We start from the raw sequence: 19,910 nt of genomic DNA, 5'->3' as shown, positions 1-19,910 counted from the left end.
GTGGAACGAAGGAACGGTTGGCTGCCGCCAAGGGGCGCGCATCCTACACCGGCAGCTCACTGAACGTACATCGGACAGGGAAATGCCTGACGTTGGGCAATTGGCTTTCACATAAGTTCTTACACTTGTTGCTTGAAACTTAAATCTTGTAGCTGCATAGGTGTCCTGCCTCGCAGACGCCGTCAAAAAGGAACAGTGTTTGTGAGGCAGGACACCCCTTATAATGCGCGCCGGTTTTTGGGGTAATGGTCATGAGTACAGAAGATCCGCGGTTTGCTGGCATCGCCCGTTTGTATGGCATTGAAGGCCTTGAGCGCCTGCGCGCGGCCCATGTGGCGATCGTCGGCGTCGGTGGTGTCGGCTCCTGGGCGGCGGAAGCCATGGCCCGTTGTGGCGTGGGCGAGATTTCGCTGTTCGACCTGGACGATGTCTGCGTCAGCAACGCCAACCGCCAATTGCACGCGCTGGACAGTACCGTCGGCAAGCCCAAGGTCGAAGTGATGGCCGAGCGTCTGCGCGGGATCAATCCCGATTGCACGGTGCACGCGGTGCCTGACTTCGTCACCCGTGACACCATGGCCGAGTACATCACGCCGAACATCGATTGTGTGATCGACTGCATCGACAGCGTCAACGCCAAAGCTGCGCTGATCGCCTGGTGCAAGCGCCGCAAGATCCAGATTATCACCACCGGCGGCGCGGGCGGGCAGATCGATCCGACGCTGATCCAGGTTTGCGACCTCAACCGCACGTTCAATGACCCATTGGCTTCGAAAGTACGTTCCACGCTGCGCCGCGACTACGGTTTCTCGCGCACCGTGACCCGCCATTACAGCGTGCCGTGCGTGTTTTCCACCGAACAACTGCGCTACCCGAAACCGGACGGCAGCATTTGCCTGCAGAAGAGTTTTGTCGGTGACGGGGTGAAGCTCGACTGTGCCGGCGGGTTTGGCGCAGTGATGATGGTGACGGCGACGTTCGGCATGGTCGCGGCGACCAAGGCTGTGGACAAGATTGTGGCGGGTGTGCGGCGGCCGGCGGATCGTATCAAGCCTCAAGATTGAGGTTGCTGCTGATGGCCTCTTCGCGAGCAAGCCCGCTCCCACATTTGGAATGCATACCCCTGTGGGAGCGAGCTTGCTCGCGATGGGCTGCGAAGCGGCCCCGTTACTGCGCCAACTCCCGCATCCGCTGAAGCACCGCATTCAAGCCATTACTGCGGGATTCGGACAACTGCCGCCCCAGCCCCAACTGATTGAACCAGTCCGGCAAATCCACCTGCTGCAACTCAGCCGCGGACAACCCGTTGACCCGCGCCAGCAGCAACGCCACCAACCCGCGAATCAACCGTGCATCGCTGTTGGCGCTGAACTGCCAATGACCATCGCGCAACTCGCCCACCAGCCACACCTGGCTTTCACAGCCGTGCACCCGGTTGGCATCACACATTTGCCCATCACTCAATGCCGGCAGGCGCTCGCCCCATTGCATCAGCAGGCGTGCCCGTTGTTCCCAGCCGGCAGCTTTCTGAAAGGTGTCCAGTGCGGTCACGGCATCGGCAGGCAGGTTCATCGTAATAGCTCCAGCGCTTGATCCAGGGCTTCAAAGAACCGCTCCAGGTCTTCGGAATCGTTGTACAGCGCCAACGACACCCGAATCGCTCCGGCCAGTTCAAGGCGTTTGAGCAGCGGCATGGCGCAGTGATGGCCGGCGCGTACCGCGATCCCTTGTTCGGTCAGCAAATGTGCCAGATCGGAGTTATGCACACCCTCGACGGTAAAACTGGCCAGAGCCACGTGCGGCTTGCCCAGCAGGCGGATGCCTTTGCGCGCCTCAAGCCCCTTGAGCAGACAGGCATGCAGCGCGGCTTCATGGGCGGACACGGCGTCCTGATCGAGCCCGGCGAGGTAATCCAGGGTCGCTCCCAGGCCGATCACACTGGCAATCGGCGGTGTCCCAGCCTCAAAGCCCAGTGGTGCGGGACGAAAACGGGCGTCGTGGTAATTGGCGTCCAGTACCATCTCGCCACCGAATTGCCACGGGCGCAGTTGCTGCAGCGCTTCATGGCGTCCGAACAGCACACCCAGGCCATCGGGCCCGTAGAGTTTGTGGCTGGAGAACACATAGAAGTCGCAGCCCAGCGCTTGCACGTCGTGGCGGCCATGGACCACGCCCTGGGCGCCGTCGATCACGCTCAACGCATTGTGCGCCTTGGCCAGTGCCAGCAATTCGGGCAGCGGCTGCCACGCGCCAATCACGTTGGACAGTTGACTGACCGCCAGCAGGCGTGTGCGCGAGCCGATCAAACCGGTGGCGGCTTCAAGATCGATCACACCATCGGCATCCAGCGGCAGGATCACCAGTTTCAGGCCGCGACGGTACGCCAGTTGCTGCCACGGCAGCAGGTTGGCGTGGTGTTCCAGGGCGCTGATGACAATCTCGTCGCCCGGATTGAAAAGATGTTCCAGGCCATAGGCCAGGAGATTCAGCGCGGACGTCGCGCCGTGGGTAAAGATGATCTGCCCACAGTCGCTGGCGTTGAGCCATTGTGCGGCTTTGCGGCGGCTGTCTTCGAAAGCCTGGGTGGCGTGAGCGCCGGGCAAGTGCTGCGCCCGATGCACGTTGGCCGCGCCGTTGGCGTAGTAATGCGCCAGGGCATCCAGCAGGGCTTGAGGTTTTTGTGTGGTGGCGGCGTTGTCCAGATAGATCTGGTCTTGCCGTTGCAGGGCGGCGATGGCCGGAAAATCGGCGCGCCAGGGAGAGAGAATCATCATGTGTTCGGCCCTGTGAACTTGGGCGGATGTACACGGGACCTTGTGGGAGCGAGCTTGCTCGCGATGGCGTCCGTAAGGCCGCCAAAAAGCATCGCGAGCAAGCTCGCTCCCACAGGTGCCTGCGGCACTTAGTTGTGAGCGTGCAGCGCTTCGTTCAGTTCGATGGCCGATTTGTGGGTTTTGCATTCCACGGCACCGGTCTCCGAATTGCGACGGAACAGCAGGTCCGGCTGGCCGGCCAGTTCACGGGCCTTGACCACTTTGACCAGTTGATTGTTTTCGTCCAGCAGCGCGACTTTGGTGCCGGCAGTCACGTACAGGCCCGACTCAACGGTGTTGCGGTCGCCCAACGGAATACCGATACCGGCGTTGGCGCCGATCAGGCAGCCTTCGCCAACCTTGATCACGATGTTGCCGCCGCCCGACAGGGTGCCCATGGTCGAGCAGCCGCCGCCCAGGTCCGAACCCTTGCCGACGAACACGCCAGCGGACACGCGGCCTTCGATCATGCCCGGGCCTTCGGTGCCGGCGTTGAAGTTGATGAAACCTTCGTGCATCACAGTGGTGCCTTCGCCCACGTACGCACCCAGGCGCAGACGCGCAGCGTCAGCGATACGCACGCCGGCCGGTACCACGTAGTCGGTCATTTTCGGGAACTTGTCCACCGAGAACACTTCCAGCAGCTCGCCACGCAGACGGGCTTCGAGTTGCAGCTCGGCCAGTTCGCTCAGGTCGACCGCGCCCTGGCTGGTCCAGGCCACGTTCGGCAGCAGCGGGAAAATCCCGGCCAGGTTCAGGCCGTGTGGCTTGACCAGGCGATGGCTCAGCAGGTGCAGCTTGAGGTAAGCCTCGGGGGTGGACGACAGCTGGGCGTCTTCAGCCAGCAAGGTGGCGACCAGCGGCTTGTGGCTTTCGGCCAGGCGGGTCAGCAGGGCAGCCTGGGCAGCGTCGACGCCTTTCAGCGCTTCAGCCAGTTGCGAGGCCTGGACGGTGCTGAACGTGATGGCCTGATTACCTTCGGTGTAGCCCAGGATCGGTGCGACAGCGGCGACGACTTCAGCCGATGGCTTGAGTACCGGGGCGGCGTAGAACACTTCCAGCCATGCGCCTTGACGGTTTTGAGTGCCGACGCCGAAGGCCAGGCTGAACAGGGTAGTGGACATGTGTATACCTCTAACAAAATTGAACGGGCTGCTTACTTGAGCGCGGCCGCGTAGATATCTGGCTTGTAGCCAATCAGGGTTCGGTCGCCGAGATCGAGCACCGGGCGCTTGATCATCGAGGGTTGTGCAAGCATCAGTTCGATGGCTTTCGTCTGGTCGAGATCGGCTTTGCGTTCGTCGTCGAGCTTGCGAAAGGTCGTGCCTGCACGGTTCAACACCACTTCCCAGCCGTGCTCATTGCACCATTGGGTCAGGTGTTCACGGTCGATACCGACCGCTTTGTAATCATGAAAGTCATAGCTGACAGCGTGTTCATCGAGCCAGGTGCGCGCCTTTTTCATGGTGTCGCAAGCTTTGATGCCGAAAAGGTGCAACGTTTTGCTTGAATCGGTCAAGGAATTGCCCCCTTTGCAGGTGCCGTAAATAAAAGGTGACGGATTATGCCATGGCCGGACGGTTTCGCGTCGGCTGCAGTGACTGACAGCGCAAATCCAATGTGGGAGCGGGCTTGCTCGCGAATGCGGTGTGTCTGGTCAATCAATGTCGACTGACACTCCCTCTTCGCGAGCAAGCCCGCTCCCACAGGGATTGTGGTGTGCCGGCGTGCGACATTGGTGCAAGGGCCAGGTCGCAGTCTAAGCGGCTAATATGGCACTTCAATGCTGTCGATTGTCCGGGAACCACGCTTTATGCAAACCGCCTACACCGTCCTGATCCTGTTGATGCTGGTCGGCGTCTCACGCCTGATCGGACGGGTGGTACCGCTGCCGTTGCCGCTCGTGCAAATCGCCGCCGGGGCCTTGCTCGCCTGGCCGACGCTGGGTTTGCACGTGGCTCTGGATCCCGAACTGTTCCTTTTTTTATTCCTGCCGCCGCTGTTGTTCTCCGACGGCTGGCGCATGCCCAAGCGCGAATTCTGGCACCTGCGCGGACCGATCCTGACGCTGGCGGTGGGGCTAGTGCTGTTCACGGTGGTCGGCGCCGGCTACTTCATTCACTGGCTGCTGCCCGGTGTGCCGTTGCCGGTGGCGTTTGCCCTGGCAGCCGTGCTGTCGCCGACGGATGCGGTGGCGGTGTCGGCCATCTCCCGCAATCGACTGCCGGCACCATTGATGCACATCCTGCAGGGCGAGGCGCTGATGAACGACGCCTCGGGCCTGGTAACGTTCAAGTTCGCGCTGGTGGCGGCGGTGACCGGCGTGTTCTCGCTGGCCAATGCCAGCCTGACGTTCGTGCTGGTCGCTGTGGGCGGTCTGGCCGTGGGAGTGGCCTTGAGCTGGCTGGTCGGCCGCCTGCGGGCATGGATGATCGCTCGCGGTTGGGATGATCCGGCGACGCACGTGGTGTTCATGTTGCTGCTGCCGTTTGCGGCTTATGTGCTGGCCGAGCGTGTGGAAGTGTCGGGCATCCTGTCGGCGGTGGCGGCGGGGATGATGCAGAGCTGGCTCGATCTGCTGCCGCGCCAGACCAATACCCGCCTGCTCAATCGCAGCGTCTGGTCGTTGCTGGAGTTTGCTTTCAACGGCTTGATCTTCCTGCTGCTGGGTTTGCAATTGCCGGACATCATCAAGGCAGTGGCCAGCCATGAAACCTCGTTATGGCCGACGTTGTTGTATCGCGGGCTGGACGTGGTGGCGATTTTCCTGGTGTTGCTGGTTTTGCGGTTTGTCTGGGTGCAGAGCATCTGGCGACTGTCCATTCTGCTGCGGCGCTTGCGCGGCAAAGATGAAATAACCCGAGTGCCGAGCGCGCGTTCCTGTTGGTTGCTGACTGTCGGCGGCGTGCGCGGCGCGGTAACGCTGGCGGGCGTGATGTCGGTGCCGATGTTGATGGGCACCGATGCATTTCCAGAACGCGACTTGCTGATTTTTATTGCTGCCGGGGTGATTCTGCTGTCCTTGATCGCGGCGTGCATCGCCCTGCCACTTTTGTTGCGTGGCATCGAAGCCAGCCCGGACGACAAGCGGCGTAATGAAGTGCGCGACGCCTGGCGCAAAACCGCCGAAGCGGCGATTCATGCGCTCGAAACAGAAGAGGTCAACCCGCAGGACGCCGCCCAGTCTGCGCTGGCTGCCGAACTCAAGGCGCGGATCATGTCCGAGTATCGCCATCAATTGGAGGTGTTCAACGACTCCGCCGAGGCGCAGGCCCTGGCCTTTCAGATGGACTTGCTGGAGCGGCGGCTGCGGGTGAAAGCGCTGCGGGCGCAGCGCCTGGAGTTGTACAGTCTCAGCCGTCATCGCCAGATTGGCGATGACGTGTTGCGTGAGGTGTTGGGGGAGCTGGATTTGAGCGAGGCGAAGCTGGGGGCAGTCAAGTAACCGTAGCCAACGTGTACTGCGATGATTATGGATAAATCGCGCGTATGGCGGAGATGTCTCCCTCGCTGATGTGCAAGTTCTTGGGTTGATGCCAGTCGCCCACAGTGAGTTCGTTGAGGACTTGATAATGCATCACTGAGTGCCGGTCGTAGGGTGTGTAGGTTCGATTGGCAGTGCGCTCAAGTGGAAAGACGTTGGCGTCAACATCTGCACGGGACAGTTTTGAATCGATTTCCATGTGTGCATAGGTTTTTTCTCGGTCCCATGGTATCGCGGCATCTGGATGTTGATGTTCATGGTTCAAGCCCAGTGCATGTCCAAACTCATGGATGACCACATACTCGTAATGGGGTGAGGCAAAGTCAGTTCCCAATACCATCGATGGGGTATGCGGACTGCCGGTCATTGCGTCGGTACCCAGTTGTGAGCTACCGCCATTCTTTAATGAGGGTTGAAAGTTGACCCGGATATCGCCTAGAAAGTCATCGGAGTCATAGATGTCTTCTTCGTCCATTTCAATGAATTCGAAGTTTAGATTGATGTAAGGAAGCCATTTGTTTGCGCCATTTTTTACGATTTCAAATGACTGTTCGTTATAACGGTAAACGAGGATTTTTAATGTTCTTCCGGGGCGCCAATATTTGGTGTGCTCCCCAACGCTACGTTTGTTTCGACCGTCGCTGCTGTTTGCTTTGTTATCAGGTCGCTCGTTAATTGCAGCATAATAAGACGCGAGCGGGTCGGTGGATGTAAGGGGCCTACAGTAGTTGTATTGATTCATGTTGTTGTATTTGATTGGTTGTGGGTGAGCCCTGAAAGTATTTGAGTGGAGTGAGGTTGTCTATGGGGTTGGTTGTGCAGATTATTACGTTCAATAGTTAATGCGGAGTTAATAATCGAGGTGTTTGCGTTGTTGTCTAAGTTTGCCTGCACCGCATTGCGCGGTGCAGGCATGATAGCTGTTAGTTGTCGCGTGTCGTTATGAAGTTGCGAATTCGCTCAGCCGCCTCTACGCATTCGGCCAAAGGCGCGACCAATGCCATGCGTACACGCCCGGCGCCTGGGTTGACGCCATCCACATCGCGTGACAGGTAAGAACCCGGCACCACGGTCACATGTTCTTGTTCGAACAGATCACGGCAAAACGCCGCGTCATCACCTTCAACATTCGGCCACAGGTAGAAACTGCCATCAGGACGCTGCACATCCATTACCGGACTGAGGATTTCCAGTACTGCATCGAACTTCTCGCGGTACAGCGCACGGTTGGCACGCACATGCACTTCGTCGTTCCACGCGGCAACGCTGGCCAGTTGCGTCTGAACCGGCATCGCGCAGCCATGGTAAGTGCGATAGAGCAAGAAGCCTTTGAGAATGTCTGCGTCACCCGCGACAAAGCCCGAACGCAGGCCTGGCAAGTTAGAACGCTTGGACAGGCTGTGGAACACCACGCAACGCTTGAAGTCCTTGCGCCCCAGTTCCGTGCAAGCGCTGAGCAGGCCGGGTGGCGGGGTTTGTTCGTCGAAGTACAGTTCGCTGTAGCACTCGTCCGCGGCAATCACGAAGTCGTATTCGTCAGCCAGGGTGATCAGTTTCTTCAAGGTTTCGACCGGGATCAGTGCACCGGTCGGGTTGCCTGGCGAGCACAGGAACAGGATCTGGCAGCGCTGCCAGATATCCGGCGAAACAGCGTCGAAATCCGGGTTGAAGCCGTTTTCATCCAGGCACGGCAGATAGTGCGGCTTGGCGCCGGCGAGGAACGCCGCGCCTTCGTAGATCTGGTAGAACGGGTTCGGGCTGACCACCAATGCGTCGTCGCCACGGTTGACCACGGTCTGGGTGAAGGCGAACAGCGCTTCGCGGGTGCCGTTGACCGGCAGCACGTTGCGCGCCGGGTCGATCCAGCCGTTGGGCACGCCGAAACGACGCTCGCACCAGGCGGCGATGGCTTCACGCAGCTCCGGGATGCCGAGGGTGGTCGGGTACACCGCCATTTTTTCCAGATTGCTGGCCAGGGCTTCGGCGACGAAGCTCGGCGAACGGTGCTTCGGCTCGCCGATGGACAATGCGATCGGGCGCTTGTCCGGGTTCGGCGTCACGCTGCCGAGCAGGGCGCGGAGCTTTTCGAAGGGGTAGGGCTGGAGCTGTGACAGAGCGTTGTTCATGGGGGGCCTCGTTCAATGTGGGAGCGAGCTTGCTCGCGAAAGCGGTGTGTCAGCAATGTGGATGTCGACTGACACTTGCGATTCGCGAGCAAGCCCGCTCCCACAGGGGGATTTGTAGATTCAGATACTGATGCGCGACAGTTTGATATCGGGTTCCTGGTTGACGCTCAACTGCTCGACGATTGCATCCTGTAACCGGCTGCACAGCAGCGGATCGGAAAGAGGGTGGTTGTTGGCGTCGGTGATGAAGAACACGTCTTCCACGCGCTCGCCGAGGGTGGCGATCTTGGCGTTCTGCAGTGACAGATCGAACTCCAGGAAAATGGTTCCGATCCGCGCCAGCAGGCCTGGGCGGTCGGGAGCGGTGAGTTCGAGCACCGTCACCTGGCGCTGGGCGTCGTTGTGGATCGTCACCTGTGGCGCAAAGGCGAAATGCTTGAGCTGGCGCGGCACCCGGCGCTGGATGATGGTCGGGTAGTTGTCCGGGTTACGCAGGGCTTCGGTCAGGCCGTCGCGGATCTGTTTGACCCGTGCCGGGTTGTCGCCAATCGAGTCGCCGTCGGCGTCGAGCACGATATAGGTGTCGAGGGTGAACTGGCTGCTGGAGGTGATGATCCGGGCGTCGTGAATGTTCAGGTTGAGCTGGTCCATCGCCGCCACGGTCACGGCAAAGAAGTCGTGCTGGTCCGGGGCGTAGATGAAGATCTGCGTACCACCTTCGAACTCGCGCTGGGTGGTTTCCTTGATCAGCACCAGTGGCCCGCCATCGGCCGGTTGCTGGAGGATTGCGTCGCTGTGCCAGGCGACGTCGCCGGCGGTGTGACGCAGGAAATAGTCATCACCCAACTGCGCCCACAGCTGCTCGACGTCGTCCGGGTCGGTGCCGCCGCGCACCAGGATATCCAGGGCGGCGCTCTGGGTCTGGCGGATCTGCTCTTCACGGTCCACCGGGTTTTCCAGACCTCGACGCAACGCGCGCTTGGTTTCGGTGTAGAGCTGGCGCAGCAGGCTGGCGCGCCAGGAGTTCCACAGGGTCGGGTTGGTGGCGTTGATGTCGGCGACGGTCAGCACGTAGAGGTAGTCGAGACGGGTTTCGTCGCCGACGATCTGGGCGAAATCGTGGATCACCTGCGGGTCGGACAAGTCCTTGCGCTGGGCGGTGGTCGACATCACCAGGTGATTTTGCACCAGCCATACGATCAGGCGGCTGTCCCACACTGGCAACTGATGGCGCTGGCAAAACGCCTCGGCGTCGACTGCGCCGATGTCCGAGTGGTCGCCATGCCGGCCTTTGCCGATGTCGTGGTACAGGCCGGCCATGTAAATCAGCTCGGGCTTGGGCAACTTGCCCATGAGCTTGCTGGCCAGCGGGAATTTTTCCGACACCTGGGTGTACTGCAATTTACGCAGATGCTTGATCAGGTTCAGGGTGTGTGCGTCGACCGTATAGATGTGGAACAGGTCATGCTGCATCTGCCCGACGATAAAGCCAAATTCGGGCAGATAGCGCCCCAGGATGCCGTAACGGTTCATTCGCCGCAGGTTGCGGTGGATACCGATCTTGCATTTGAACAATTCGATAAACAGGCTGGTGTTGCGAATATCGTTGCGAAAGTCGTCGTCGATCAGGTGACGGTTTTCCCGAAGCAGACGAATGGTATCGGCGCGCACGCCTTTGATTTCCGGCTGCTGGGCCATCAGCACGAAAATTTCGAGCATGGCGAAAGGGGTGCGGCGAAAGACATTGTCGTTGCGTGCTTCGATGTAGCCATCATGCAACTGGAAGCGTGAGTTGATCGGCTGCGGCGGCGTTTCGTCTTCCGGCGCGAGGATGACTTCCTCGAAGTGCTGGATGATCAGGTCGCTGAGCTGGGCGATACTCATCACTACCCGGTAATACTGCTGCATGAAATTTTCGATGGCTTGCTTGGCGTCGTCGCCTTTGAAGCCCAGCAGCCCGGCAATGGTGCGCTGGTGATCGAACAGCAGGCGGTCTTCGGCGCGGCCAGCCAGCATGTGCAGGGCATAACGAACCTTCCACAGAAATTCCTGGGAAGAGGCGAGCAGGGCGTTTTCGCTTTCGACCAGGAATCCTTCGCCGGCCAGTGCCCGCAGGTTCAGGGTGCCGTACTCGCGCCGGGCCACCCACAGAATCGTCTGGATATCCCGCAGGCCGCCGGGTGAGCCTTTGACGTTGGGTTCCAGGTTGTATTCGGTGTCGTTGTACTTGTGGTGGCGGGCCTTTTGTTCGGCACGCTTGGCCAGGAAGAAGTCCTTGCTCGGCCACATGTGCGCGGTGCTGGTGACGTCCAGCATGCGCTGGCGCAAATGTTCGGGGCCGGCGATGGTGCGGCTTTCCATCAGGTTGGTGACGACCGTCAGGTCGGCACGGGCCTCGACGGCGCACTCGTCGACCGAGCGAACGCTCTGACCAACCTCCAGGCCGATGTCCCACAACAGCGTCAGAAAACGCTCGATGGAATCGCGGAAAACTTCGTGGTCGGCGCTGTCCAGCAGGATCAGCAAATCGATATCGGAATAAGGGTGCAGTTCACCACGGCCGTAGCCACCGACCGCGACCAGCGCGATATCGGCTTCGGAACTCAAGTTGAACTGGTCCCAGGCCTTTTGCAGGATGTTATCGACGAACCAGGCGCGATCCTCGATCAGCCGGCGAATGTCCCGGCCGTTGCGAAAGCGCGCGTCGAGCACCTCGCGGGCCTGGCGGATTGCCTTCTTGAAGGCCGCGATGGGGCTTGCCTTCAGGGCCAGTTCAGCCTGGAACTGACCGCGATCGAAGAGTTCGGGATCCACCTGCGGCATCGATTGGCTTTCCTTTCTATAGGCGAGGTGCGAGGGGTCAGGGCGAAACGCGAGGGATGGTGTCATCGCTGCGCAGGGTGAAGATCTCGTAACCGGTTTCGGTCACCAGCAGGGTGTGCTCCCACTGTGCCGAGAGCTTGCGGTCCTTGGTGATCGCGGTCCAGCCATCGCCCAGTACCTTGGTGTCGGCCTTGCCCTGGTTGATCATCGGCTCGATGGTGAAAGTCATGCCGGCCTTGAGCTCCATGCCGGTGCCTGCGCGGCCATAGTGCAGAATCTGCGGCTCTTCATGGAACACCTTGCCGATACCGTGGCCGCAGAATTCGCGAACCACCGAGAATCCGTTCTTTTCAGCGTGCTTCTGGATGATTTCGCCGATGTCGCCCAAGCGGCAGCCGGGTTTGACGATTTCAATCGCCTTGTACATGCATTCCTGGGTCACCTGGGACAGGCGCTCGGCCCAGACCGGTACAGTGCCGACGTGGAACATGCGGCTGGTGTCGCCGTGGTAACCGTCCTTGATGACGGTGACGTCGATGTTCAGGGTGTCGCCATCTTTCAGTGGCTTGTCGTTCGGGATGCCGTGACAGACCACATGGTTGATCGACGTGCAGATCGACTTTGGATAGCCCTTGTAGTTGAGCGGAGCAGGAATGGCTTTCTGCTCATTGACGATGTAGTCGTGGCAGATCTGGTTCAGTTGATCGGTGGTAACGCCCGGCTTGACGTATTCTGCAATCATTTCCAGCACATCGGCGGCCAGTTTGCCGGCGATACGCATTTTGGCGATATCCTCGGGCGTTTTGAGGGTGACGGTCATACAGGCTCTCTCTGCGCCAGGCGGCGCTTTCTGAACGGAAAGGGCATTGCGCGATGGGTCTTCGCAGCCCTGAAAAATACGATTCTACCAGACGATCAGTGCAAATCTGCGCCTGTGTGCATCGCTTCTCTCTATAGAATGGTGCATTCTTGGCGGATTCCAAGGGACGGAGCAAAGCGCTCGCCAGGATTTCAGAATCCGGGTTCCGTTTTGCCCTGCCTTGTGATATAAAATGCGCCGCTTTCCGGGGATGTCCCGAAAAGCCTAAATCCACACACGTGTCGACACGATGACCTGGGTGCCTTCAGCTGATGCTGCTGGTTGGTCATTGGGATACGTGGAGGCCAAACCCGACTTATTAAGGAACTATCATGTCCCAAGTCAACATGCGCGATATGCTGAAGGCCGGTGTGCACTTCGGTCACCAGACCCGTTACTGGAACCCGAAAATGGGTAAATACATTTTCGGTGCGCGTAACAAGATCCACATCATCAACCTTGAAAAAACCCTGCCAATGTTCAACGAAGCTCTGACTTTCGTAGAGCGTCTGGCCCAGGGCAAAAACAAGATTCTGTTCGTCGGCACCAAGCGTTCCGCTGGCAAGATCGTTGCTGAAGAAGCAGCACGTTGCGGTTCGCCGTACGTCGATCACCGCTGGTTGGGCGGCATGCTGACCAACTTCAAAACCATCCGTGCTTCCATCAAGCGTCTGCGTGACCTTGAAGTTCAAGCCGAAGACGGTACTTTCGCCAAGCTGACCAAGAAAGAAGCGCTGATGCGCACTCGTGACCTGGAAAAGCTGGATCGTTCCCTGGGTGGTATCAAGGACATGGGCGGTCTGCCAGACGCTCTGTTCGTTATCGACGTTGATCACGAGCGCATCGCGATCACCGAAGCCAACAAGCTGGGCATCCCGGTTATCGGCGTAGTCGATACCAACAGCAGCCCGGAAGGCGTTGACTACATCATCCCAGGCAACGATGACGCAATCCGCGCTATCCAGCTGTACATGGGTTCGATGGCTGACGCTGTGATCCGTGGTCGCAACAACGTTGCCGGCGGCACCGAAGTTTTCGTTGAAGAAGCTCCGGTAGCAGCAGCTGAGTAATTGACGCCTTGGCGTTGACTCAGTAAGCAAAAAGGGGGCTTGGCCCCCTTTTTGCCACCTCGAAAACCATTTGTCGGCGCCCACTGCTCTATCTGTAACGTGCGGCAGCTAACAAGGGTAGTTCGGGAAGAATTGATCGCCCGTTCGATCGGGTGGAATGGTTGAAAACCTATCCAAGAGGATTTTGAAATGGCAGAGATTACTGCAGCGTTGGTCAAAGAACTGCGCGAGCGTACTGGCGAAGGCATGATGGACTGCAAAAAGGCCTTGACCAAGGCTGGCGGCGACATCGAGAAAGCCATTGATGACATGCGTGCTTCGGGCGCCATCAAGGCTGCCAAGAAAGCCGGCAACGTTGCCGCTGAAGGCGCAATCGCCATCAAGGCTGACGACAAGGCAGCCGTGCTGCTGGAAGTCAACTCGCAGACCGACTTCCTGGCCCTGCAAGACGACTTCAAGAACTTCGTTGCTGCCAGCGTAGAAAAAGCCTTCGCCGAAAAACTGACCGACGCAGCTCCGCTGATCGCCGCTCAGGAAGCTGCTCGTGAAGCCCTGGTGGCCAAAGTTGGCGAGAACGTCAACATCCGTCGCCTGGTGCGTGTTGAGGGTGACGTTGTCGGCACCTACCTGCACGGTAACAAGATCGGTGTTGCTGTTGTTCTCAAGGGCGGTGATGTTCAGCTGGCCAAAGAGATCGCCATGCACGTGGCGGCCAGCAACCCTGAGTTCCTGCTGCCATCGCAGGTTTCGCCAGAAGCCATCGAGCGCGAGAAGGGCGTTTTCCTGACCCTGAACGAAGACAAGATGAAAGGCAAGCCAGCTGAAATCGTCGAGAAGATGATCGCCGGCCGTATCACCAAGTTCCTGGCTGAAGCCAGCCTGGTCGAGCAAGCTTTCGTCATGAATCCGGAAGTCACCGTCGGTGCCTTGGCCAAGAAAGCCGGCGCTGAAATCGTTTCCTTCACCTACTTCAAAGTCGGCGAAGGCATCGAGAAGCCAGTGGACAACTTCGCAGAAGAAGTTGCCGCACAACTGGCTGCCGCCAAGCAGTAAGACGGTTTCTTAACTGTCGCCCAGAAGAGGCTGCCCGCTCACGCGCGCAGCCTCTTTTCAGATGGGGTACCAATTTTTAATTGGTTTCCTTTTGGAACTGGCTTACAAAGCCATGTTCCGATGGTGCTGAAGCAGCGCCAGGCTAGAGTGAACGCCAGCTGTAAACAGCTCGCAAAGAATTTTTAAAATACGCCGCAGGAGAGATTCGCAATGGCTCAGCAGGGCAGTGGTTATCAGGCTCGCTATAAACGCATTCTACTCAAGCTTAGCGGCGAGGCCCTGATGGGCTCGGAAGAGTTCGGGATCGACCCGAAAGTTCTGGATCGCATGGCATTGGAAGTTGGCCAGCTGGTCGGCATCGGTGTTCAGGTCGGTCTGGTTATCGGTGGTGGCAACCTGTTCCGCGGTGAAGCGCTGAGCAAGGCTGGCATGGATCGGGTCACCGGCGACCACATGGGCATGCTGGCCACTGTGATGAACGCCCTGGCCATGCGCGACGCCCTTGAGCGCGCCAACATCTCGGCCATCGTGATGTCCGCTATTTCCATGGTTGGCGTGACCGATCACTATGATCGCCGCAAGGCCATGCGCCACTTGAACTCCAAGGACGTGGTGATTTTCGCGGCCGGTACCGGCAACCCGTTCTTTACGACGGATTCGGCTGCCTGCCTGCGTGCAATCGAAATCGATGCCGATGTCGTGCTCAAGGCGACCAAGGTCGATGGCGTCTACACCGCTGACCCGTTCAAAGACCCGCATGCCGAGAAGTTCGATCATCTGACCTACGATGAAGTGCTGGATCGCAAGCTGGGCGTGATGGATCTGACGGCCATTTGCCTGTGTCGCGACCACAAGATGCCGCTACGCGTATTTAACATGAACAAGCCCGGCGCCCTGCTGAACATCGTGCATGGTGGCGCTGAAGGGACCCTGATCGAGGAAGGCCAACAATGATCAACGAAATCAAGAAAGACGCTAAAGAGCGCATGCAGAAGTCCGTGGAATCGCTGGCGCACAACTTCGGCCGTATCCGTACCGGTCAGGCGCACCCAAGCATTCTGGAAGGCGTGATGGTGCCGTACTACGGTGCGGACACCCCGATCAAGCAAGTGGCCAACATCACCGTCAAAGACGCCCGTACCCTGCAAGTCGTTGCTTTCGAACGCAACATGCTGGGTGCCGTCGACAAGGCGATTGGTAGCGCAGGTCTGAACCTGAACCCGACCAACCTTGGCGAGCTGCTGCTGATCAGCATGCCGGCCCTGACCGAAGAAACCCGTCGCGGTTTCACCAAGCAGGCTCGCGATGTGGCTGAAGATGCCCGTGTTGCCGTACGCAACATCCGTCGCGATGCGAACAGCTCGCTGAAGGATCTGGTCAAGGAAAAGGAAATCAGCGAAGACGAAGAGCGTCGCGCCACTGGCGAGATCGACGATCTGACCAAGAAGTTCGTAGCTGAAATCGACGCTAAGTTGGCGGAGAAAGAAAAAGACCTGATGGCCGTATAAGGGTCGCGTTTTCATGGATAAGACAAAGCAGACTGCACCGTCCGCGGTGCCGCGCCATGTCGCGATCATCATGGATGGTAACAATCGCTGGGCGAAAAAACGCTTTATGCCGGGTGTCGCCGGGCATAAAGCGGGCGTGGATGCGGTACGTGCGGTCATTGAGGTTTGTGCTGAGGCCAAGGTCGAAGTGCTGACCCTGTTCGCCTTTTCCAGCGAGAACTGGCAGCGTCCGGCCGATGAGGTCAGCGCCTTGATGGATCTGTTCTTCAGGGCGCTGCGTCGTGAGGCCAAGCGCCTCAACGACAACAACATCAGCCTGCGCATCATTGGTGACCGCTCGCGTTTTCATCCCGAGCTGCAGGCTGCCATGCGTGAAGCCGAGGCCATGACAGTTGGCACCGATCGTTTTGTCCTGCAGATCGCCGCCAATTACGGCGGTCAGTGGGATATCGCGCAAGCTGCGCAACGATTGGCGCGAGAGGTTCAGGCCGGACACTTGCGTCCGGAAGACATTACGCCTGATCTGTTGCAGACCTGCCTGGTCACGGGTGACCTGCCGCTGCCGGACCTGTGTATCCGGACCGGTGGCGAGCACCGCATCAGCAACTTCCTGCTCTGGCAGCTGGCCTATGCCGAGTTGTATTTTTCCGACCTGTTCTGGCCGGACTTCAAACACGATGCCATGCGCAATGCGCTGGCCGATTTCGCTTCCCGCCAGCGCCGCTTCGGTAAAACGAGCGAGCAGGTCGAGGCTGGAGCCCGGGTTTAATGCTTAAACAACGAATCATCACCGCACTGATCTTGCTGCCGATTGCCTTGGGCGGGTTTTTCCTGCTTGAAGGTTCCGGTTTTGCACTGTTCATCGGGCTGGTGGTCACCCTTGGTGCCTGGGAATGGGCGCGTCTGGCGGGTTTCGCCGGTCAAGCGTTCCGCGTGGGCTATGCCGCTGTGGTCGCCTTGATGCTGTTCGTCATGTACATCCTGCCCGGCCTCGCGCCTTGGGTGTTGGGCGCTTCGGTACTGTGGTGGGCGGTGGCGACGTATCTGGTGCTGACCTATCCGCATTCGAGCGAGCATTGGTCCACTGCAGCGACCAAGTTGGTGATCGGCCTGTTGATTCTCCTGCCGGCCTGGCAAGGCCTGGTGCAGATCAAGCAGTACCCGCTGGGTAACTTGCTGATCATGGCGGTGATGGTGTTGGTCTGGGGGGCCGATATAGGCGCCTACTTCTCCGGTCGTGCTTTCGGCAAGCGCAAGCTCGCACCGCAGGTCAGTCCCGGTAAAAGCTGGGAAGGCGTGTACGGTGGTCTGGCGCTGAGCCTGGTCATTACCACGCTCGTTGCTCTGGTGCGCGACTGGACGGTGGCCGAGTTGCTCAAGGGGCTGATCGGCGCTGCGCTCATCGTGTTTATCTCAGTGGTGGGCGACCTCACTGAAAGCATGTTCAAGCGCCAGTCCGGCATCAAGGACAGCAGCAATCTGCTTCCGGGGCACGGTGGCGTGCTGGATCGTATCGACAGCCTGACGGCAGCGATACCGGTGTTTGCCGTTCTGTTGTGGATGGCAGCCCCATGAGCCGCCCGCAACAGATTACCGTTCTGGGTGCGACCGGCTCGATTGGCCTGAGTACGCTCGACGTCATCGCTCGCCACCCTGATCGTTATCAGGTTTTTGCCTTGAGTGGCTTCACTCGCTTGAGTCAATTGCTGGCGCTATGCGTACGCCATGTCCCGCGATTTGCTGTAGTGCCTGAGGTCGCTGCTGCCCGCACCCTGCAGGATGATTTGCGCGCGGCGGGTCTTTCGACCCGCGTTCTGGTGGGTGAGGAAGGTTTGTGTCGGGTTGCCTCCGATCCGGAAGTCGACACGGTCATGGCGGCCATCGTCGGTGCGGCGGGACTGCGCCCGACACTGGCAGCGGTCGAGACCGGCAAGAAAATCCTCCTGGCCAACAAAGAAGCGCTGGTCATGTCCGGTGCGTTGTTTATGCAGGCGGTGCGCAAGAGTGGTTCGGTGTTGCTGCCGATCGATAGCGAACACAACGCGATTTTCCAGTGCATGCCGCTGGATTATGCCCGTGGCCTTGAGGCGGTCGGTGTGCGTCGGATTTTACTGACGGCTTCCGGTGGTCCGTTCCGACAGACGCCGATGGCTGAACTGGCGCATGTTTCACCTGATCAGGCGTGTGCTCACCCGAATTGGTCCATGGGGCGAAAAATCTCCGTTGATTCGGCGAGCATGATGAACAAGGGGCTTGAGTTGATCGAAGCCTGCTGGCTGTTCGATGCCAAGCCATCCCAGGTCGAGGTGGTGATTCATCCGCAAAGCGTGATTCATTCGCTGGTCGACTATATCGATGGTTCTGTCCTGGCGCAGCTGGGTAATCCAGACATGCGCACACCCATCGCCAATGCCCTGGCCTGGCCTGAGCGAATCGATTCGGGTGTGGCGCCACTGGATCTGTTTACCATTGCGCGCCTGGATTTCCAGGCGCCCGATGAAGAGCGTTTCCCGTGCCTGCGTCTGGCTCGTCAGGCGGCCGAAGCGGGTAATAGCGCGCCGGCGATGCTCAATGCGGCGAACGAAGTGGCGGTGGCGGCATTTCTCGACGAACGGGTTCGTTACCCGGAAATCGCGAGTATCATCGAAGAAGTACTGAATCTGGAGCCCGTGGTGGCGGTGGATGATCTCGATGCAGTGTTCACGGCAGACGCGAAGGCGCGATTGCTGGCCGGACAGTGGTTGAGCCGTCATGGGCGGTAAATGCTGCGGATAGTTGGCCCAGGCAGCAGCGGATAGGATTGCGGAGAAAGTAGATGAGCGCGCTCTATATGATTGTCGGCACCCTGGTCGCTTTGGGTGTGCTGGTCACCTTCCACGAGTTCGGCCATTTTTGGGTCGCGCGTCGCTGTGGGGTCAAAGTGCTGCGTTTCTCCGTAGGCTTCGGCATGCCTTTGCTGCGCTGGCACGACAAGCAAGGCACCGAATTCGTTGTCGCCGCGATCCCGTTGGGCGGCTACGTCAAAATGCTCGACGAGCGCGAGGGTGAAGTCCCCCTCGATCAGCTCGACCACACCTTCAATCGCAAATCCGTTCGTCAGCGCATTGCCATCGTAGCCGCAGGTCCGATAGCTAACTTCTTGCTGGCATTGGTGTTCTTCTGGGGATTGGCAATGCTCGGCAGCGAGCAGGTGCGTCCGGTCATCGGGGCTGTCGAGTCCGGCAGTATTGCGGCCAAGGCGGGATTGAACCCTGGCCAGGAAATCGTGGCCATTGATGGTGAGGTGACTTCCGGCTGGGCGGCGGTGAACCTGCAATTGGTTCGTCGCCTGGGCGAAAGCGGTTCATTGCAGATAATGGTGCGTGAGCAAGGTTCCACGACCGATTCTCCTCGTGAGCTTGTGCTGGACAAATGGCTCAAAGGGGCCAACGAGCCCGACCCTATCCATTCGTTGGGCATTCGTCCCTGGCGCCCGGCATTGCCGCCGGTTCTGGCCGAACTCGATCCAAAGGGGCCGGCTCAGGCTGCCGGCCTGAAGACCGGTGATCGTTTGCTGGCACTCGATGGTCGTACGCTGGATGACTGGCAGCAGGTGGTCGATACCGTCCGTATGCATCCTGATACCAAAATCATGCTGCGGGTTGAGCGTGACGGTGCTCAAATCGACGTCCCGGTGACGCTGGCCGCTCGTGGCGAGAGCAAGTCACCCAGCGGTTACCTGGGGGCAGGGGTGAAAGCTGTCGATTGGCCGCCGGAGATGATCCGCGAAGTCAGTTACGGCCCATTGGCAGCGATTGGCGAGGGGGCTCGACGCACCTGGACCATGAGCGTACTGACCCTCGATTCACTGAAGAAAATGTTGTTCGGTGAGCTCTCGGTAAAAAACTTGAGTGGACCGATAACCATTGCTAAAGTGGCGGGCGCTTCGGCCCAGTCGGGTGTTGCTGATTTCCTGAATTTCCTTGCTTATCTGAGTATTAGCCTGGGGGTTCTGAATTTGCTGCCCATTCCGGTGCTGGATGGGGGGCATTTATTGTTTTATCTGATCGAGTGGGTGCGTGGTCGTCCCTTGTCAGATCGGGTGCAAGGTTGGGGGATACAGATCGGTATCAGTTTGGTGGTCGGGGTGATGTTGCTTGCTCTGGTCAATGATCTGGGTCGACTGTAACGCTTC

At 59.1% G+C, this 19,910-nt stretch carries 18 protein-coding genes; 10 read left to right on the top strand and 8 right to left on the bottom strand.

All coding sequences use genetic code 11. From position 1 onward, the window contains the following. The first annotated feature begins 245 nt into the window (after nucleotides 1–245). A complete protein-coding gene (gene tcdA, locus ABIA48_RS08840; RefSeq protein ID WP_277535090.1) occupies nucleotides 246–1,064 on the top strand; it encodes a tRNA cyclic N6-threonylcarbamoyladenosine(37) synthase TcdA in 819 nt (272 codons plus the stop codon). Between the two features lie 103 nt (nucleotides 1,065–1,167). Here tcdA and ABIA48_RS08835 read toward each other — a convergent pair whose 3' ends face one another. The 4 genes from ABIA48_RS08835 to ABIA48_RS08820 all read right to left on the bottom strand — a co-directional run bounded on the left by ABIA48_RS08835 (nucleotide 1,168) and on the right by ABIA48_RS08820 (nucleotide 4,332). Beyond that, on the bottom strand, nucleotides 1,168–1,572 hold the full coding sequence (locus ABIA48_RS08835; RefSeq protein WP_429487973.1) for a SufE family protein: 405 nt from the start codon (nucleotides 1,570–1,572) through the stop codon (nucleotides 1,168–1,170). Continuing rightward, nucleotides 1,569–2,774: an aminotransferase class V-fold PLP-dependent enzyme gene (locus ABIA48_RS08830; protein WP_429487971.1), complete on the bottom strand. Its 1,206-nt coding sequence runs from the start codon at nucleotides 2,772–2,774 to the stop codon at nucleotides 1,569–1,571. The genes ABIA48_RS08835 and ABIA48_RS08830 overlap by 4 nt, the downstream gene beginning before the upstream one ends. Before the next feature lie 128 nt (nucleotides 2,775–2,902). Continuing rightward, nucleotides 2,903–3,937: a 2,3,4,5-tetrahydropyridine-2,6-dicarboxylate N-succinyltransferase gene (dapD, locus tag ABIA48_RS08825; RefSeq protein WP_429487969.1), complete on the bottom strand. Its 1,035-nt coding sequence runs from the start codon at nucleotides 3,935–3,937 to the stop codon at nucleotides 2,903–2,905. A gap of 32 nt (nucleotides 3,938–3,969) precedes the next feature. Beyond that, nucleotides 3,970–4,332 carry an ArsC family reductase gene (locus ABIA48_RS08820; RefSeq protein WP_007990290.1) on the bottom strand — a complete coding sequence of 121 codons (363 nt, stop codon included), beginning with the start codon at nucleotides 4,330–4,332 and terminating at the stop codon, nucleotides 3,970–3,972. A 294-nt stretch (nucleotides 4,333–4,626) separates the two neighbouring features. Here ABIA48_RS08820 and ABIA48_RS08815 point away from each other — a divergent pair, with 294 nt between their 5' ends. Continuing rightward, nucleotides 4,627–6,258: a Na+/H+ antiporter gene (locus ABIA48_RS08815; protein WP_429487966.1), complete on the top strand. Its 1,632-nt coding sequence runs from the start codon at nucleotides 4,627–4,629 to the stop codon at nucleotides 6,256–6,258. Nucleotides 6,259–6,283: 25 nt separating this feature from the next. On the opposite strand, the gene ABIA48_RS08810 is transcribed toward ABIA48_RS08815, so the two are convergent. The 4 genes from ABIA48_RS08810 to map all read right to left on the bottom strand — a co-directional run bounded on the left by ABIA48_RS08810 (nucleotide 6,284) and on the right by map (nucleotide 12,066). Beyond that, nucleotides 6,284–7,039, bottom strand: a complete 756-nt coding sequence (locus ABIA48_RS08810) for a M12 family metallopeptidase (protein WP_429487964.1) — start codon at nucleotides 7,037–7,039, stop codon at nucleotides 6,284–6,286. A gap of 181 nt (nucleotides 7,040–7,220) precedes the next feature. Next, entirely contained in the window at nucleotides 7,221–8,423 is a 1,203-nt protein-coding gene (dapC, locus tag ABIA48_RS08805) for a succinyldiaminopimelate transaminase (RefSeq protein WP_429487962.1), read from the bottom strand. 120 nt (nucleotides 8,424–8,543) lie between these two features. Further along, on the bottom strand, nucleotides 8,544–11,246 hold the full coding sequence (locus ABIA48_RS08800; RefSeq protein WP_429487960.1) for a [protein-PII] uridylyltransferase: 2,703 nt from the start codon (nucleotides 11,244–11,246) through the stop codon (nucleotides 8,544–8,546). 37 nt (nucleotides 11,247–11,283) lie between these two features. After that, nucleotides 11,284–12,066: a type I methionyl aminopeptidase gene (map, locus tag ABIA48_RS08795; RefSeq protein WP_429487958.1), complete on the bottom strand. Its 783-nt coding sequence runs from the start codon at nucleotides 12,064–12,066 to the stop codon at nucleotides 11,284–11,286. 371 nt (nucleotides 12,067–12,437) lie between these two features. Here map and rpsB point away from each other — a divergent pair, with 371 nt between their 5' ends. From rpsB to rseP, 8 genes are all read left to right on the top strand, one after another. Continuing rightward, nucleotides 12,438–13,175, top strand: a complete 738-nt coding sequence (gene rpsB / locus ABIA48_RS08790) for a 30S ribosomal protein S2 (RefSeq protein ID WP_007978390.1) — start codon at nucleotides 12,438–12,440, stop codon at nucleotides 13,173–13,175. 189 nt (nucleotides 13,176–13,364) lie between these two features. After that, nucleotides 13,365–14,228 (top strand): translation elongation factor Ts, encoded by an 864-nt coding sequence (gene tsf / locus ABIA48_RS08785; RefSeq protein ID WP_007990274.1) that lies wholly within the window; start codon nucleotides 13,365–13,367, stop codon nucleotides 14,226–14,228. Between the two features lie 210 nt (nucleotides 14,229–14,438). Next, nucleotides 14,439–15,182: a UMP kinase gene (gene pyrH, locus ABIA48_RS08780; protein WP_003222124.1), complete on the top strand. Its 744-nt coding sequence runs from the start codon at nucleotides 14,439–14,441 to the stop codon at nucleotides 15,180–15,182. Beyond that, complete coding sequence (gene frr, locus ABIA48_RS08775) at nucleotides 15,179–15,736, top strand: ribosome recycling factor (protein WP_007940501.1); 558 nt, start codon at nucleotides 15,179–15,181, stop codon at nucleotides 15,734–15,736. The genes pyrH and frr overlap by 4 nt, the downstream gene beginning before the upstream one ends. 13 nt (nucleotides 15,737–15,749) lie before the next feature. Beyond that, nucleotides 15,750–16,505, top strand: a complete 756-nt coding sequence (gene uppS / locus ABIA48_RS08770) for a polyprenyl diphosphate synthase (RefSeq protein ID WP_310056724.1) — start codon at nucleotides 15,750–15,752, stop codon at nucleotides 16,503–16,505. Continuing rightward, a complete protein-coding gene (locus tag ABIA48_RS08765; RefSeq protein ID WP_429487955.1) occupies nucleotides 16,505–17,311 on the top strand; it encodes a phosphatidate cytidylyltransferase in 807 nt (268 codons plus the stop codon). The genes uppS and ABIA48_RS08765 overlap by 1 nt, the downstream gene beginning before the upstream one ends. Beyond that, complete coding sequence (gene ispC, locus ABIA48_RS08760; protein WP_007990268.1) at nucleotides 17,308–18,498, top strand: 1-deoxy-D-xylulose-5-phosphate reductoisomerase; 1,191 nt, start codon at nucleotides 17,308–17,310, stop codon at nucleotides 18,496–18,498. The genes ABIA48_RS08765 and ispC overlap by 4 nt, the downstream gene beginning before the upstream one ends. Nucleotides 18,499–18,551: 53 nt before the next feature. Next, on the top strand, nucleotides 18,552–19,904 hold the full coding sequence (gene rseP, locus ABIA48_RS08755) for a sigma E protease regulator RseP (protein WP_429487953.1): 1,353 nt from the start codon (nucleotides 18,552–18,554) through the stop codon (nucleotides 19,902–19,904). Nucleotides 19,905–19,910: the final 6 nt, after the last annotated feature.

The sequence above is a fragment of the Pseudomonas sp. S30_BP2TU TE3576 genome, assembly GCF_050436025.1.
In the GTDB taxonomy this organism is placed as follows: domain Bacteria; phylum Pseudomonadota; class Gammaproteobacteria; order Pseudomonadales; family Pseudomonadaceae; genus Aquipseudomonas.
The sequence above is the reverse complement of the archived record's forward strand: the minus strand, read 5'-3'. Positions and strand labels throughout refer to the sequence as shown.

What these genes read in the sequence shown, in the direction of transcription:
- tcdA (WP_277535090.1), top strand. Translation starts at nt 246, where the DNA reads ATGGTCATGAGTACAGAAGATCCGCGGTTTGCTGGCATCGCCCGTTTG.
- ABIA48_RS08835 (WP_429487973.1), bottom strand. Translation starts at nt 1,572, where the DNA reads ATGAACCTGCCTGCCGATGCCGTGACCGCACTGGACACCTTTCAGAAA.
- ABIA48_RS08830 (WP_429487971.1), bottom strand. Translation starts at nt 2,774, where the DNA reads ATGATGATTCTCTCTCCCTGGCGCGCCGATTTTCCGGCCATCGCCGCC.
- dapD (WP_429487969.1), bottom strand. Translation starts at nt 3,937, where the DNA reads ATGTCCACTACCCTGTTCAGCCTGGCCTTCGGCGTCGGCACTCAAAAC.
- ABIA48_RS08815 (WP_429487966.1), top strand. Translation starts at nt 4,627, where the DNA reads ATGCAAACCGCCTACACCGTCCTGATCCTGTTGATGCTGGTCGGCGTC.
- ABIA48_RS08810 (WP_429487964.1), bottom strand. Translation starts at nt 7,039, where the DNA reads ATGAATCAATACAACTACTGTAGGCCCCTTACATCCACCGACCCGCTC.
- dapC (WP_429487962.1), bottom strand. Translation starts at nt 8,423, where the DNA reads ATGAACAACGCTCTGTCACAGCTCCAGCCCTACCCCTTCGAAAAGCTC.
- ABIA48_RS08800 (WP_429487960.1), bottom strand. Translation starts at nt 11,246, where the DNA reads ATGCCGCAGGTGGATCCCGAACTCTTCGATCGCGGTCAGTTCCAGGCT.
- map (WP_429487958.1), bottom strand. Translation starts at nt 12,066, where the DNA reads ATGACCGTCACCCTCAAAACGCCCGAGGATATCGCCAAAATGCGTATC.
- rpsB (WP_007978390.1), top strand. Translation starts at nt 12,438, where the DNA reads ATGTCCCAAGTCAACATGCGCGATATGCTGAAGGCCGGTGTGCACTTC.
- tsf (WP_007990274.1), top strand. Translation starts at nt 13,365, where the DNA reads ATGGCAGAGATTACTGCAGCGTTGGTCAAAGAACTGCGCGAGCGTACT.
- pyrH (WP_003222124.1), top strand. Translation starts at nt 14,439, where the DNA reads ATGGCTCAGCAGGGCAGTGGTTATCAGGCTCGCTATAAACGCATTCTA.
- frr (WP_007940501.1), top strand. Translation starts at nt 15,179, where the DNA reads ATGATCAACGAAATCAAGAAAGACGCTAAAGAGCGCATGCAGAAGTCC.
- uppS (WP_310056724.1), top strand. Translation starts at nt 15,750, where the DNA reads ATGGATAAGACAAAGCAGACTGCACCGTCCGCGGTGCCGCGCCATGTC.
- ABIA48_RS08765 (WP_429487955.1), top strand. Translation starts at nt 16,505, where the DNA reads ATGCTTAAACAACGAATCATCACCGCACTGATCTTGCTGCCGATTGCC.
- ispC (WP_007990268.1), top strand. Translation starts at nt 17,308, where the DNA reads ATGAGCCGCCCGCAACAGATTACCGTTCTGGGTGCGACCGGCTCGATT.
- rseP (WP_429487953.1), top strand. Translation starts at nt 18,552, where the DNA reads ATGAGCGCGCTCTATATGATTGTCGGCACCCTGGTCGCTTTGGGTGTG.